Below are 15,765 nucleotides of genomic sequence, written 5' to 3' on the forward strand. Positions count from 1 at the left end.
GCAAACGATAGTTTGATTGATCGGTGTGCGGTGTCCGGTCCAGCTCCTTGTTCTGGCGCGTAGCGACGGAACAAGGAGCTGGACGAAGTCAGCACCGCGATTCACGGCGGCGCAGCCGCCGTGAACGTTGCAAATAACCGGTGTAAATGGAGTGCAGCGGAATTTGCATCCGAGTTAATTTGCCATGTTAGGTCCAACCATGTCCGGAACGGAGGTTATAAGACGTCATAAGCAAGCCCTCGTTATAGGCTCAGGAATAGAGGGCTCCTTGCTGTTGGGCTTATTCTCAAGGACTAGCAGTCTCAAATTCATTGTTCTACAAGACAGAGACGTCTTTCACCCGGGACACCTTTCAGGGTAACCACATCACGATCGATGAAACTCAGACCGGATCCAGCCACCAGGTCTTTGACTGTACTTGAGACGAGAACCTCGCCAGGACCAGCGTGCCCCATCACGCGCGACCCGATATGAACTGCGATTCCACTGACCTTTCCGGCAGACACTTCACACTCTCCAGTATGTAAACCCGCCCGGATCGAAATTCCAAGACTCCTTACAGCCTCTCGGATTGCACAGGCGCAGTGAATCGCGCGTGCCGGCCTGTCAAAAATAGCAAAAAATCCATCCCCTGCAGTATCGATCTCTTGGCCCCGAAAGCGTTTCAGCTCTTCACGAACAATGGCGTGGTGATGCTCAAGGAGAATTCGCCATCTCTGGTCACCCATGCCCACTACACGCTTGGTTGACTCCACAATGTCTGTAAAAAGGACAGTGGTCAGAATACGTTCAGTCTCCATTGGTGGCCAATCACCGGTCAGGAATATAGACATCTCGTCGAGAATCTGATTGGAATTTTCGCCAACCCACGGGATATGGTCAACCCCAGAGAGTTCAATATATTTTGCATTTGGCATCAATTCGGCAAGGAGTCGGCCGGCTTCAACATCTACCGCAATGTCATCTCTTCGATGAATTACCAGAGAGGGCACATTAACCGATGGCAGAATATCGGCAATGTCAATCTGGCTATTCATGAGAATGAGAGTTTTTACAGCTCCGGGGCTTCCGCCAAGTCTCTCGAACTTACCCCACCACTGTTTGAATGCCGGATCGTTCTCCATGGTTGGAGCAAACATCTGCAGGCTTTCGCCTCTGCCCCAATCGTTATCTATATATTGGAAAAAGTTTTCCATTGCTTCCTGGGTTGGAATCCAGGACGTAAATTGGGCAAATGCTCCACAGAGAATCAAAGCCCGGGACCGGTCAGGGTGCGAGGCAGCAAATAGTGTAGCGAGTGATCCACCTTCCGATATCCCAAATATTGCTGCTTTCTCTATTCCCTCTGCATCCATGACTGAGCAGACATCGTCCATGCGTACATCCAAGCCTGGTAGTTTACTGACTCGGTCTGAAAGACCTGTGCCCTGCTTATCGAACAAGATTGTTCGAGAAAAACTTCCCAGTCTTCGCAGCCATCGTGCCAAATTCGGTTCATCCCAGTAATTCTCGATATGAGAGATAAACCCTGGCACAAAGACAAGGTCAACATCACCTTCACCAAAAACCTGATAAGCAACGTGTATATCGCTGTTCTTGGCATAACGGGTCCGTATTTGCTCCATTTGCAAAACTTTCCTTTTTAATACTTCAACAAACGACATTGTTCAGTTTACATTTGCTCAAAAGGAGACACTGTTTTCACCAGCCTAAATCATTGCAGATGTGAACCTTGCGTCAGGCATCATCGGCTTGGCCCGGGGCTCCTCGGCTGCTGGTTAGGCCGTCAAGTGTTCTGTTCCAGAAAATTCCTCTATTCCTCAGCAAGCTTGCGAAGCGAGAATTACAGCTCTTTTTACACATGGATGCCGTGTCCCCCGACATGTTTTAGTTTTTCTCTACTGGGATATAGGAACTGTCTTGCAGTTCTCAAACGAGACGTTCCCTGGCAGATGGAACCTTAGCTGTGCGTTCATAATCCCGGCAACTTCCATGCCTTCGATCACTTTGCAGTCAATTGATTTGACCACACCGCGTACCGTTTCGGTAGCGGAGTCGCAGCCCAAAACTATTACAGCATCATGCTGACCTGCACATTTTTGCAGCTTCTTCCGTTTTCCTGAAGTCCACATGCACATAAACCATTCGTGGGAAGGAATGCTCTTGAACACTTTTGTTTTCACGCCGTGTTCTTTTAATCGAGATTGCAGTGCCGTCATATATTGTCCGAAAGGTGCCGACTTCAGGAAGTTTCTAAAGAACTGAATGAAAGGCTTATTCTCTCGTACGGCTACAGACACTGCAGGACACATATAGCAGGGGACTATCAAGGCGGAACTCAGTCCTGCAGCTTCAGAAACGACGTCCAGGTCATTGAAATGAATCGGCATTTGTTCCTCCTCCTTTCTTCATTGTTTCTCTAAGCGGTAACATATAATCAGTCGATTGTCCACCCCGCACCCGGTGTCCTGGTTAACGCGCAGGTGAGCAGCGGCATTAATAGTTGGAAAGCTAAAAACTGCTTTTGAAATCAGAAAAGCGAATATTGTCTGATCCGCGAGATAATTGCCGTCTGCTCCACTTTCTGGTTAGGCTAAGATATTGAGTTAATGGAATGTTATATTTTTATTCACAATTCAAGATTTGACAGCAATTACCCTGATTTTCCAAAAGTCGATGGTTTTGCAGATCCCCTCCAAAAAAAATAAATTGTAACCTTTTTACCTTTCATACGTTATTCGAAAAGAAAACTCACGATTTTTATTTATTGGTTCATATGGAATTAAACCGAAGGGAGGTGAGGAAAAGTTTACAATGATAAAATAAAATGGGCGTCGTTCCACTCGTTGGAGTGCAAACGTTAGTACAAAAGGGTCTTGAAGGCAGCAGAAATTCAAGGCTGAAGAAAAACAGAAAAATGCAAAACCAAAGGAGATGCACCATGAAGAGTTCTACCAAAAGCTTGTTTGTGATCGTATTAATCGTAATGAGTTTCGTTGCAGTGCCGGCTGTTTTTGCACAAGAACGGAACACTTATAACCAAAATGATGATGCTGGCCAGCCTGATTTTTATGACCCCTGCGTCAATATCTTGGAAGGCTGCGTCACCGCTACAGCTTATCGTACAATCGTGCTTGACTACACGAACGCTTTCAAAACTCCTATTACTTTCCCTATGCCCGATGTGGACGAAAAAATTTCGGTCAAATACTGGGTGAACCCAGATGGTGTAAAGGTGGCCTGTAATTGGTATTTTATCGAATATTGTGTTGATTGATCTTAATTGAATAGTTAGAGCGCCAGCCCTTGTACCACAGGGCGGTGGAGCGATTTTTGTTCAAACAATTGGGGAGCGCCCATTAAAAGGCGCCCCTTCTTTCATGATGCCAATAAGTTAATCAACGGTCCGCATATCTTGTAAATTTGAATGATATTTGACCAAATGAATTAAAAAAGCAGAAAAAATAATTCCGTACCAATATTTCAAATTTCTGTAAAGGTATTTCAAAGAATCAACTAAGGTGAAAATATAGTTTAACCTGGAAGAATATGTCGAAATATTCTTTATTGGAGATTCACTTTACAGCAGTTCAAGCCCTGAAAAATAATATTCTAAAATCAGCAGCTATAAATTTGTTATATTTAATAAGATTAGTACAGGACGAAACCCTGTATGAAACTTGTCAGAGAATAAAGCTTAACGCCCAGCATAATCGACCATGATAGCGGTATATTGTAATACCGTTGCTATGTTTGTAGAGGAAATTAACCTTTACTAATTTATAGCCATGCACCGGCACCGATCAGCACTGCTGAAAGGCTAAAAATAAAAGGACACAGCCTGAACGGAAGAAATGCAATCCTAAAACCGGTGAACAATGAAACGATTGCAAGCACCACCAGCGTAATAATTGCCACTGCGTATATCCCTGAGGAAGTAGGTGCTTCTGGTTGTATAACTGTTGCTGTGGCGACAAATGCACCAATAGAAAGGAGAGCGATTCCTTCAACAATCCATTCCATTGTGATGATTCGTCTATTATCTGTCGAAATATTACCGAAACCTGCAACCACTCCTTTTGTTGCAAAAAGATGAGCGACCCCCCAAATACCAGTTATTGCGGATGCTATATAAAGCAGAATTGGATTCATAGATGAGTCCTTTCACTATCGGTAGTTATGTCAAAAATTCTACAAAAAAAGACTGAAACCGAACAAAGATTTAATAACAATATTTTCAAAAGCAGTAAAGAAATTTCAACAACTCGACTTAGGTAAAAATATAATTGATTCAGAAAGGACCTGTTAGCTTACTCTTTATTGGAGAGTAACAGGATTATTTAAAATCAAAATCTGGGGATTCTGGAAAAATGATCTTTTTATATTATCAACTGGAATATGGAAGGATAGCATAGGATGCTGTTTTTAGTTCATATAATGTAATCGAAATCCAGGGTGTATGGGGAGAGCGTATAAATAAAATAGGCAGAGCCAAAAATGACTCTGCCTATACTTTTTGATTGATTGTTATCTTAATTTACAGTGTATATCGAATCCAGCCCCCCCCGGTTTTCACCCGATCTTCTCGCAAGAGTATATTCGCAATATATAAAAATCCGGCTATCGTTATCTATACATCTGCCGCCATTGTCTAAAACAGTTTTCTTAATCATGAGTGCCTACTTTTTCCAATATTATTTATTGTGCGGAACCCTAACCTCAACGCTTGATGTGGCGGTATTACCGGAGCTGTCTATTACCATGTAATCGACCAAATACGTCCGACCGCTTCCTTTTCCGTTTCTTTCGGATCTGAGATAGATCTCATAGTCTGCAGTTCCGATCTCTGCCCCTTGGATATCATTGCTGGTATGACCGTCGCCTCCAGAAGGAGTCTCATCCGGTTCACTGCTCACAACTGAGGTCAGAATAATAGTTGGCGCCGGATCACAATTATCCTGAACCGTCACCGCAAGGGAGACTGCCACCATTTTGTGGTTGGGAGGCCATAACACATCAGGTGTTGCTGAAACACTGATTGTCGGCGAAGTGCTGTCTATCACTGTGATTTCGATAAAATCCGGTTCGGAATTCATAATACCATTATTCACAACCAAGGTTATGGTGTGAATACCCAGGGGCAGTTCAATAACCGGCGCCATTCCCTCAGACGAAAATGCCTCTCCGCCCACAGACCATGTCCAGGTGTAAGTCAGGCCCAGGCCACCGTCAGGATCATCAGAACCGGATCCATCAAGGGTAACGGCTGCAAGGCAGGCCGTCCCGACAGGTTCAGTTCTGTCCGGTCCGGCATCCGCTTTTGGCGGACAGGGTCCGAAATCACAATATGCATATGCAGCGGTCGTGTAAGCCTCATGGCGGTATGCAGGCCGGGTTGGATCTCCTACATGATAGATATAGATGTCATTGAGGATATACGGCCCGTCAACACTGTTGTTGTAAATGGCATCCCCATCAAATTCCAACTGGATGGTCCCGGCACCGTCAGACTCAAACTGCACGATCTTCTCTGCCCAGGCGATTTCTTTTTGATCCTCATCTGTCAGCCTGGCCTTGGCAACACAATACCCGGAGTCAGAAAGGAAAACGCCGATGTCCACAACCAGTTTGTCATATTTTCCGTCTGCATCCGAATCCACGCCTGAATCGACATAGCTGCCGGTCAGGCCGATCAAGGGGCGCTGAAAGTCTGTATAATCATACGCTGTAGTTGTGTATGCATCGTTGATCGTATCCATAAGCTCGCCAGAACTGTTGTACAGTGTTAAATATTTCAGGTAATAGGGACCGTTTTCGCCGTTGAGATAGATACTGGTTCCTTCAAACGCCAGAATCATGGTCTGTGCCCCGGCACCCAGATCGGCAGATGTAGTTTTCTGCACAATTTTACCGTCGGCATCGTAGAGCCACCCGGTCAGGCTGTATGCCCCGACTGTCTGGACATCAAGGTTAACTGCCACGTCAAGGGTATTGTACAAGCTGTCGCTATCCGTGTCTTGGCCGGAATCAGAATAGGTGTCACTAAAGCCAGCACCTGCTTTTTCAAATTCGGAAATGCCGTATGCACCGGTGGTATAGGCATCCAGTAAAAAATCAACCTGGGGGCTGCCGCTTATACTCAGATACTTGAGAAAATACGGCCCGGCAACACGGTTTCTCCTGATAGCGTGTGCATCAAAATCAAGGTCTATGGTCTGAAGACCCTCACCCAGAAACACGTCAACATTGACAACCTCTATAGCTTTTCCAAGATTGTCATAGAGTGCACCTTCAACAATATAGGACTTTGGCGTTTTCACATTCACTCCTACCTTGATCCTCAATGTGTCGAATACGCCGTTGGCATTGGTGTCTACTCCCTCATCCGTGTTGGCACCGGTAAAAGCGGCATCCTGCTGTTCAAAATCCAGATAACCATAGGCCGCAGTCTCATGTGCAAGGGTTGCGGCATCCACATCCATACCCTCATCATCGTTAATAACAAAGCTGACTGTGTAAGGCCCGGAAATACCACTTTTCCGGATGGTCTCGCCATCAAAGTCAAGGGCAATTAAATGGGTGCCGGAATAGAGAATAAAATCCTTTCGGACCCAAGAGATCTCGTTTGATCCGTGATCCAGGAGCCGGGCCAGCACTTTGAAAATGACCCCGACGCCAACATCAAGCTCTGCCTGGATGCGCAGGTGATCATAGAGGGAGTCTCCGTCCTCATCAACACCCGTATCCGTAAAGTAGCCGGTGAGGTGGGCCTCAACAGGACCGAAATCTCCCAGGGAATGACAGCCGTAAGGCGGATCAGACTGCTTTCCTGGATTGGCCCAATCCCTGATGGCAATACCCCGTGATCCGTCCCCGGCTCTCATGGCCATGTACTCATTGTCACCATATCTTTCATAATCACTGTGCTTTTTATGCTCCAGGTCGTAGGTGTCAGTCTTGTCATCCGGATCGGTATGGGAGGTATTGGTTTCATAACCATCGGGCAGATTGTCATCACAGCTGGTGCATGGAACTCCTTCGTCGGAATCATCTTCCCCATGAAAATCGCCCCCACTCTGCCATTGATCCCTCACCCAAAGGTGATAAAGTTCATGACCGATTATCTCGGCCGCACTATCAACCCCTTTGACGCTAGGACCGCCAAAACTTTCGGTTCCAAAGTGAGTGGTGAGTGTGATTGCACTGCCGTAATGCTGGCCTGCGGCACTGCTGCCAAGATAGAGACTCCCGGAACAATAGCACCCGTACCAGGTTGCCGTGGGATCATACAGGAATTGATTGATATTGGGAACCGCACTATCCAACGTCCAGTACTCAAACCAGTTGGGTTCACTGTCACCATCATCATCTCCTGTTTTATTGAAAAAGAGTTTAAAATTGCGTCCCCTGATATCTGTCCAGGTCTCTGATGTTGAGGTATCCTCGTAGGTAATGGCGCACATCACATACTTCATGCCGTGGGTACCGGATGCCGGAACATACTCGTAGGGATTCCCGTCACCGGCCATGATATCGCCTGACCAGCTGATATTGGTGACGGCATAACCGTCAGCCGGGGTTATCACTGCCTCCAGCCGGACTTTTTCAACCCCCGCAAGGGAGGTGTCACTGGTCATTGGGTTGTTCGCATCCGGAATCCCGGTCACAGTGATGTCACTGATAATAGGTACTTCCATCCTGGGTGAGACAACCCGGTCAACGATATCACCCCATGTCCAGTTCAGTTCACAGGGATCATTGGGGTCATGATCCCAGCCAAGGTTTACCCGCATATAGGTCGTGTCAACTGCATCTTCCGGGATACTAACGATGGTGCTCGTGGACATGGTCCCGGAATAATTGATGCCAAGATAACCGGTCAGATCAATATTCAATACTCTTTCACTTTCTTCAAAGACCTGATCCCCGTTCCAGTCGATCCAGCCGTTGACATGCTCCGGGCTGTCATCATACTGCGGGCATTCCTCGCCCGATTCACAGGCATCGGGATTGGCGATATAGATTTCAACCGTTATAGAGATGGTATCTTCTGTCAACCGGGTATACTGGACATCCTCGATATATTCGTAAAGATGGCTCCCCCCGTTTGATGCACAATATCCCGGTGCTGATGAAACCTTTGGAACTATCAGTGCCGAAGGTGCTTTCAGCTTGATACTGGCGGGTGGTTTCCTGGGAAAGTATGTGGTGTCGTCATCTAAACCCGCCGAAATAATGCTTCCAAACGACAAGATCATCACAATTATTCCGATGATGAACATCCCGGCTTTTTGAAAAATTTGATTTTTCATTTTTATTCCTCCCCGTTAATGAATTATGAATTGATTGGTGTAAACCGACTTCCATTCCGATTTCTGGTTATCCTCATAACGAATTAAAAGTCTGTATACGCCAGGAACGGGCTGCATGGTCCTGGAAGTCCCGTTTACAAATATCAGTGGGCTCCACATCATAGATTCTGTTTTTCCGGATTTGATTTCCCTTGGAGCATCTATGTCATAGATACAATGAGGTGTTTGACATTGGGCGAACAATCTTTTCCATTTCCCACCCGTATTTTTTTTTTCTATATGTTGAATACAAAAAACAGCGGTTTCTCCACCAATATGCGAAAAAATAATTTTACCCTGATGGTTTGTCATCTTGATATTTATTTTTTCGCCGGTTTGGTACTCTGCTCTATCGGTTAAAACCATGACCCCAGTTTGGGCAAACACGACAAGAAAAGGACGGCATAGAAACAAGATGATAATCATGGTTTGTATTAACCGTATATGTTTTTCAGGAAGCACAATCAGGATTTCTCCTCTTTTTTTTAAATGATTGCTGGCGAAACATCTCCAGGAAACAAAATAATAGCCAGGGATGGCTGGCACTCTATCCACGCCTCAGGAGTCAGCCGACAGTCACCAGAGGCGTGTCTACAGGTAATTTTAATATTGTACGTCGCATCGCACCTCCCCTTACTAAAAATGACCAAGAGACACGCCCATGCTTTAACATTTAGGGATAGCTACTTAAAGGTTCACTATTATTTTCAAAATTTTCATCACTGGATGGTTTGAATGGAGGATAGGCGGAGAATATAGGCCCATTTGCAATTCAGCACAATTTAGATAGAAATCATAATAGTATAGATTGCAGCATTAGGCAAATTTATTTTTGAATTAAAATTAAACTAAATGGGATGGGGTATAATTACATTTTTCAAAATTCCATTCAGCTATATTGGAGATAAAAGGAAGAGGGATATCCATTCTGATATGGTGCAGACTATGTCTATAACGAAATTCCCCCAACGTTGGATCAAAAGGGGAGGGCTATTATTAATAATCCGGGCCTTTTGCGTAAAATGCCTTGTGAAGACTGGGCCTCTACCTCTGAATGGAGTTATTACCGCTTAACTGAGAAAAGATGGAGCGTTCTTATTCAAGAGAAAAAACTTGGGTTTGGCTGTTCGCCAATTAAATTGGTACGTGAGCTGGGTTTGCCTGATTTTATAATTGGGTCGTGAAACAGTTTGGTCCCTATCTTTCGTGGGCGTAGGTCCGATTATATGATTTGGTTGAGGAGATCTGTTCCTAGTACGAGAGGACCGGAATGGACCAACCAATGGTGTTATAGTTGTTCCGCCAGGAGCATTGCTGGATAGCTAAGTTGGGTACGGATAACCGCTGAAAGCATCTAAGCGGGAAGCCAACTTCAAGATGAGATATCCCATCTATTTACGTGTGACCTTCAGGTTATAGACTAAAGACCCCTTGAAGACTAAACGCTCGCTCGTTATGCCTGTCTTGCAAGTGGCAAAAGGTTCGGCTAACTGGTACTAATATGTCGTGAGGCTTAGCCACTTCTTCGGCAATCAGACTGGTAATTTGGGAGAGTAGAACGCCGCCAGATTAATTCTTAAAAAAGCCCTGATCATCCCTGCGATGGTCAGGGCTTTTTACGTTTGGCTTTTCGAGGGAATTTTTGATCTGCCAAATTTCATATAGGCCACCAATAACTGATCAAAGTAACGCCTTGTAAAAATAAAAATCCATAAGTTTAAATTCTCCCTTGCCATCAAGACGTCAGTCAGGATATTCTCCAACTGAAATTGACTTTTCAAAGCAGGACAGTCTCCACTTTTTTAATATCAATATTAGAATAAGTGGTTGGCTGTTGATGAAAAAGGTATAAAGTGGAAATCAATCCAGCTATAGCAAAACCGATTATTATCGCAGTGATAGCCCTGACGCTGTTCATGCTTCCCGGCTTAAAGCTTCCGTATCTCGATCAACAGGCAGATACCTACTTCGCCGAAGCAATCACGAAAGCCGGACTCGCCTATAGCGTTTGCCGGGTTGTTAACGCATCAGTCTCCGTCATAAAAGAATCTCAGATTCATATAGAACCGGCTGGCCTTGGGGTGTCGCTGGCGGCAGGTCAAGCTCTTGATCCATTAGATGACATGACGGAGCGAGCATCAGATATACTCGTTACAGCAATAGTATCACTTGGGATACAGAAGATCGCGTATGAACTAAGTGCAGCATTTGCCCCCGTACTGATTGCCATTTTTCTGATTGCCTTCGTCATGGCCACAATGTTGAAGAGCGTGCGAGCCAAAACGATAAGAGAGATAATTTTAAAGTCTATCGTTTTGATTGCGGTTGCTCGCCTATGCCTGCCGACCTCCTCAATCATTAGCTCCTACTTAAATGGAAATTATTTTTCGCCGGAGATCACCAGAGTAAAAGATGAGCTTGCCATGAGTTCTCCCGTTATGGAGCGCTTAAAGGATATGCGCATGCCAGAAATTGATGGGGTGTTGGGAACTGTAAAAAACGGTTTCAACTTTGTGGGTGAGAAAACCTCCGATTTAGAAACGGTCCTAAAAGAGATGATTCAAAACACGGGGAATATGGTATCTAATCTCCTTAAGCTATCATATTTATATGTGGCACTATTCGTAATTCAGGTCATCTTGCTGCCGATTGGAATTTTTTGGCTTCTATCACGCATCACCAATGCATTTCTTGGGACAAACAGACCTTATATCATTAGTCATATGGGTTCAAATAAAACAGGAAGGGTAAATCAAACCAAAGAAGCCTAACCATGGGGTCAACCTGACTGGGGGACATTCGGCGGTGACGCCGGCACGAAAAATTTTGATGGCGCAACAGGTTCTCCAGTCTTTAAAATCAACTGAATACATTCGTTACTCACAGGAAATACCAAACAGGTCCAAATTTTACTATCCTGATATTTGTTTTATTGAGACACAGGGATACTCTGGGGTTTCCATCCGCAATTTATTATTTACCTTTAGCAGCCTGAATGTCCAATTTATTTTTCAAGGACTTCTACGGCTTTTATATGGTAAAATTTCCAGCCGTCTTCTGTTTTTTCAAGAAGGCACTCAAACTCTTTAGTGTCTTCTTCAGTCTCCTCTCGGGTGTAAGTTGCCCTGATCTCTAATGTGACAGCGGCGACCGCTCTATTTTCACCTGTCAGTTCAACGGACAGATCGTAAAACCTTACTGACATCGCAGCAAGCCGGGATTTAAATGCCAGGATGTGCTGTGCCATCTCTTTGGTAGTGATCTTTTTTTGAATGTCGTACTCCGGGATATCAACGGTGCAGATGTGTGCAAAAACATTGGCTGCAGTCTTTGCTTTACCAGCGGTAATCAACGGGGATTCCCCGGCCTGTTTCTCCAGTTTTCCAGCCAGAACCGCGAACTGCTTCCGGATTTGTTTTTTAGGGCTGTCGTAAACAAAAAAATAATAGGCAAACCCTGCCACAAGTACGATTGCAACTGTCACGGTCCATTTATTAATCACCACAACGGTCCCCCGACAATTCGTTTCAAAGGTGTTTGTCCGAAACGGTGTGAATACACCGGTACGCTTCGGTTGTCCCCCACCACATAGACATAGCCTTTTTTAACACTTCTTTCGGCAAGATCCCAGTCTGACGGATATTTGACATATGCTTCGTCCACCTGTTCCCCGTTTAAATAAAGCTTTCCGTCTTCAAACGCCAGAGTATCCCCTTCCACAGCAATGATGCGTTTGAGCAGCATCACCTTTTCACCAGCCAACCGCACCGTCACCACATCCCCTCTCTTGGGTTCTGAAAAAAAATAGCGCTGTTTAAAACAGAAATTGAACCCGCCATCTTTATACGTCGGTTCCATGCTCTGCCCTTGTATTTTAAACGGCAGACATACAAATTTAAAAAACAAGTATGCCCCGATAGCTACAAGAACGATCCTGTAAACATAATGCCTGGTGATTGGCGGGAAAAGAAAATTTTTTATTTTTTGGCTCAAAACATCTGCATCCAATCCAAGTTTAAGTTCTGCCTAAGTTCGATATTTTAAGCATCAATCTGTACTTTTACACTATCAGAACCCATCCTTAACCATTTTCCAAAGGATGTTTGTCGTGAAAAACAAGGACAGTAAGTACAGGATTTACAGCGTATCAAAGCTATTCGTCGGCTGGCGTGTCAGACATAATATCCGACATTTCAAAAACGCGATTGGCGACTAACAGTCCAGAAACGCTTGTGTTTACAACATGATAGATGGACGCTTTGATATATTGAGTTCCTGGCAATGAGCTACATTCCCGAGTTCTCACTATATGTTGGCCTAATAAATTACTGGACCGAACCGCTTCCATTGGAAGTCCATTTGACCGTTTCCAGGATTGGCCTCGTTCATCATTTTTATTCAATAAAGTTTGGAACTTTACATACAGCTTACCTTCTTCTAAAACATTATTCTGAAAGGCCACATATGCCTTATAGCCTTGTGTACACGGACGAATTTCCATCCCTGCAATTGAAACATCCTGAATTCCACCGGCAATGCCTTTAGGAACAGAAAACGATTTTTTTATGTTGTTTTGTTGTTTAATGATTGGTTTTTTAGTCACCTTAGAGGGTGTCATGGTCACATCTGATGCATGAGCGAATACCGCAAAAGTGAGTATTAGTGCAAGCGTTATTAGGATAGAATAAAAAAATTTCACTGTTTTCCCTCCAAGAAGAATTATGATTATGTGAACTGCTGTTTTAATAGGATTAAAAACAAGTTGATGTCAATAAGATTAAGAAATTATCCCAGCACCAATGCATGTAAATAGTGTTTTGTTCCTACCATTTTTGAAGAGTTTAATTTATCGTTGAATCCTTTCGCTAAGAGACCCCTTCGCACATAAGCCTTTGAAATAGGCTTTTAAGAAGAGTATTTCGAATCACCTAAATTTTTAATAGGAGGATTCATGGAAGAACAAAGAAAAATTGAAGTGGCGGTATTTCGGTATGGTGTAATCCAGGATTTCGTTAACGGTATCCGGCTGGATCATGGTGAGCGTGAACGGCTGTTACGGGAGAAGTGTACCCGAAAATGGCAGATACCGTATTCTTTTAAAGCAGTATCAGCCGGGGTACCATTCAGCGGTGGATACAGCTTTATGAATCAGGGGGCAAGCGAATTGAGTCGCTATATCCCAAAGGCAGGAACGACAAAGGCGTTGTTCGGGTTTTAGACGAAGAAATCTGTCTGGCACTGCCTGGTTGCGCCCGGTCTATCCAGCCTTGGCGTTTGGCCAGAGCATCGGCCGCCGAGGCTTTTATTTTGCATCAGGGGCACCTCATCCTGGAAGCCGGAGTAGGAGTCGTAATCAACATCTTCGCCCTTCCGGATTATACCTGTAATATATTTTTCGTTTAAAAGTAACGTTGCGCCATCAGTACCTTGTACGCAGTGATCGGGCCAAAGTATTTGGGTCCGACCGTCCTCTATAGAGACGCTTTCAAGGACTTTTTTGCCGCTGTGGCGTGAGGCAAAGGAAACGTGACCGGCCGGATGCCAATCCATAGTCGCGTAGATGGGTAGCCCAAGTTCTTTCAGTTTCTTAGTCGCTTCGGCGACCGACTTCAGAAAGGCATCGTCGGTTCCATTCACAGCGAGCGAGCCGCTGTAGGCAGTCGTGAAGTCCTTCTGGACATCAACAACGACCACAGCGGTCTTGCCCCACCAGCTATGGCCATTGGACTTACCGCGAATCCTCCAATACAAATCAGCATGATAAGAATTAATAATTTCTCCTTATTATAATGAGGTTTTAGTTTATGAATGTTTGTCCTGAGTTATTCAAAATTCGCAACAGGTTTCTCTCAACTTGTATTCGGCAGAATTTTCAAAAAGCGAGAACTACATTTGTAGTTCCCACAGCCGCCTATATGCTAAGGACCCAGCACTGCTTTTGGTAGTTGTCGCTCAAGTTAAAATTTTGCTCATGACACATAAATACCATAAGTCCGCTTGTTATGATTTCTCTTTTTTGGGAACTTGCAGACTTGACAAAGATATGGATAGAGTGATAAAAAACTCGTCTAATTTATTAATATTTATTTTTATAGGATTTTTTTGTTTTTTAAATTATTAGATATTGTGCCAGTCGTTACTGATAAAAGATAATCAGAATTGTATTGGCCTAAAATTTTAGTTTAGCCCTTCCAGGTTTTCATATAGGGTGTAGTTACGTTTTTCGCTTGGATCTCGTATTATACTCATCCTTTCTGTATTGTCTTTCATTTGTAACGACTTTTCATTCACTATATAAATTTATTTCATTTAGTCAGAATAGTGTTGCTCAAAATACTGTTGTTTCAACACTGTTCAATTAATTTAAAAAAGGAAAAAAAATTGAAAATTAGAATATCAAATAAAAAAGAACAAACAGAAATTGAAAATATTCACAAATCCGCATTTGAAAAAACAGATATGAATATACGATTAGAAACAAAAGACGATTACACCCAAGTTGAAGAACTTACAAGAGAAGCCTTTTGGAATTTATATTTTCCTGGATGTAATGAGCACTATTTATGTCACATACTACGTGGGCATAAAGATTTTATCAGTGAACTCGATTATGTAGTAGAACTTGATGGTAAAATAGTTGCTTCCATTATGTATACACACTCCTATTTGATCAATAATGATGAAGAAACCGTTCAAACAGTATCTTTTGGTCCTCTCTGTGTTCATCCTGATTATCAACGAAAAGGTCTTGGCTCGGCATTAATTGAAAAGACAAAATCATTAGTTGCAAATATGGGAGTACCAGCAATTATTATTTACGGCGATCCACACAATTATTGTAAGCATGGCTTTAAAAACGGAATTGATTACCAAGTAAGTGACATGGATGGTGAATATCCATTAGGATTACTCGTTCTTGAACTTCAGCCAGGATTCTTTGGTGATAAAAAATGGAAAATTATGCAAAGTGATGCGTATAATATAGATCAAAACGAAGCAGATGAATTTGATAAACGGTTTCAAGAAAAAGAAAAGAAGTTTCATCATAGCCAAGAATTATTTAAAATGAACATAAGAGCTTACTTAAAACATGACAGCTAACCTTTATTAGCTGCATAGACCGTAAATGTAGGGTCAGAGTGAAATTAATCTATTTTCAATATAATTTTACTCTGACCCCATTTATCCCTTTTTTTATTTCCATCTGAAATATATTAGTTATGATTTGTTATCCGGTACGTCATAAAGCCTCATTTTATCAAAATTGTAAGGAAATGAAATCTGCACAATATGTCTATTTGTGTTGCGAGTATGTTTTGTCGCCAGTTTTTTTTCTTCTAGTGAATTTTTAAGACATTGATTTTCTTTGGTTTTAATTCTTTTACTTCTTTTCTTCCATTTTTTTAGCTTTTGA

Annotated in this window: 12 protein-coding genes, 1 pseudogene and 1 other annotated feature; of the genes and pseudogenes, 4 read left to right on the plus strand and 9 right to left on the minus strand. The window is 43.3% G+C overall.

All coding sequences use genetic code 11. The features are described 5' to 3' along the window. Positions 1–308: 308 nt before the first annotated feature. Complete coding sequence (locus Q1Q15_RS24525; protein ID WP_300465291.1) at positions 309–1,625, minus strand: adenylate/guanylate cyclase domain-containing protein; 1,317 nt, start codon at positions 1,623–1,625, stop codon at positions 309–311. Between the two features lie 273 nt (positions 1,626–1,898). Next, positions 1,899–2,390, minus strand: coding sequence for a hypothetical protein (locus tag Q1Q15_RS24530; protein WP_300465292.1), 492 nt, complete (start codon positions 2,388–2,390; stop codon positions 1,899–1,901). 551 nt (positions 2,391–2,941) lie between these two features. Here Q1Q15_RS24530 and Q1Q15_RS24535 point away from each other — a divergent pair. Continuing rightward, positions 2,942–3,277 (plus strand): hypothetical protein, encoded by a 336-nt coding sequence (locus Q1Q15_RS24535; RefSeq protein WP_300465293.1) that lies wholly within the window; start codon positions 2,942–2,944, stop codon positions 3,275–3,277. A 503-nt stretch (positions 3,278–3,780) separates the two neighbouring features. Here Q1Q15_RS24535 and Q1Q15_RS24540 read toward each other — a convergent pair. Both Q1Q15_RS24540 and Q1Q15_RS24545 read right to left on the minus strand, forming a co-directional pair. After that, the gene (locus Q1Q15_RS24540) at positions 3,781–4,152 is read right to left on the minus strand and encodes a hypothetical protein (protein WP_300465294.1); all 372 of its coding nucleotides are present in this window, start codon (positions 4,150–4,152) and stop codon (positions 3,781–3,783) included. A 542-nt stretch (positions 4,153–4,694) separates the two neighbouring features. Then, positions 4,695–8,312 (minus strand): GEVED domain-containing protein, encoded by a 3,618-nt coding sequence (locus tag Q1Q15_RS24545; RefSeq protein ID WP_300465295.1) that lies wholly within the window; start codon positions 8,310–8,312, stop codon positions 4,695–4,697. A gap of 1,270 nt (positions 8,313–9,582) precedes the next feature. After that, positions 9,583–9,859 (plus strand) — a sequence feature (23S ribosomal RNA rRNA prediction is too short). 345 nt (positions 9,860–10,204) lie between these two features. Between Q1Q15_RS24545 and Q1Q15_RS24550 the strand changes: the two genes are divergently transcribed. Continuing rightward, entirely contained in the window at positions 10,205–11,122 is a 918-nt protein-coding gene (locus Q1Q15_RS24550; protein ID WP_300465296.1) for a hypothetical protein, read from the plus strand. Between the two features lie 233 nt (positions 11,123–11,355). On the opposite strand, the gene Q1Q15_RS24555 is transcribed toward Q1Q15_RS24550, so the two are convergent. The 3 genes from Q1Q15_RS24555 to Q1Q15_RS24565 all read right to left on the minus strand — a co-directional run bounded on the left by Q1Q15_RS24555 (position 11,356) and on the right by Q1Q15_RS24565 (position 13,050). Then, on the minus strand, positions 11,356–11,856 hold the full coding sequence (locus Q1Q15_RS24555; protein WP_300465297.1) for a hypothetical protein: 501 nt from the start codon (positions 11,854–11,856) through the stop codon (positions 11,356–11,358). After that, the gene (gene lepB / locus Q1Q15_RS24560; RefSeq protein ID WP_363321044.1) at positions 11,850–12,359 is read right to left on the minus strand and encodes a signal peptidase I; all 510 of its coding nucleotides are present in this window, start codon (positions 12,357–12,359) and stop codon (positions 11,850–11,852) included. Before lepB ends, Q1Q15_RS24555 begins: the two co-directional genes overlap by 7 nt. Before the next feature lie 145 nt (positions 12,360–12,504). Next, positions 12,505–13,050: a hypothetical protein gene (locus Q1Q15_RS24565; protein WP_300465299.1), complete on the minus strand. Its 546-nt coding sequence runs from the start codon at positions 13,048–13,050 to the stop codon at positions 12,505–12,507. A gap of 252 nt (positions 13,051–13,302) precedes the next feature. Here Q1Q15_RS24565 and Q1Q15_RS24570 point away from each other — a divergent pair. After that, positions 13,303–13,592 (plus strand): annotated as a pseudogene (locus Q1Q15_RS24570) (IS481 family transposase); the annotation flags it as partial. Here Q1Q15_RS24570 and Q1Q15_RS24575 read toward each other — a convergent pair. After that, complete coding sequence (locus tag Q1Q15_RS24575) at positions 13,566–14,045, minus strand: hypothetical protein (protein ID WP_300465300.1); 480 nt, start codon at positions 14,043–14,045, stop codon at positions 13,566–13,568. The pseudogene Q1Q15_RS24570 and the gene Q1Q15_RS24575 overlap by 27 nt on opposite strands. A gap of 687 nt (positions 14,046–14,732) precedes the next feature. On the opposite strand from Q1Q15_RS24575, the gene Q1Q15_RS24580 reads away from it, so the two are divergent. Continuing rightward, entirely contained in the window at positions 14,733–15,452 is a 720-nt protein-coding gene (locus Q1Q15_RS24580) for an N-acetyltransferase (protein WP_300465301.1), read from the plus strand. A gap of 117 nt (positions 15,453–15,569) precedes the next feature. Here Q1Q15_RS24580 and Q1Q15_RS24585 read toward each other — a convergent pair. After that, a partial coding sequence (locus Q1Q15_RS24585; RefSeq protein ID WP_300465302.1) for a hypothetical protein occupies positions 15,570–15,765 on the minus strand: 196 nt, incomplete at its 5' end.

Source organism: Desulfobacula sp. (genome assembly GCF_030145145.1).
Lineage (GTDB): Bacteria > Desulfobacterota > Desulfobacteria > Desulfobacterales > Desulfobacteraceae > Desulfobacula.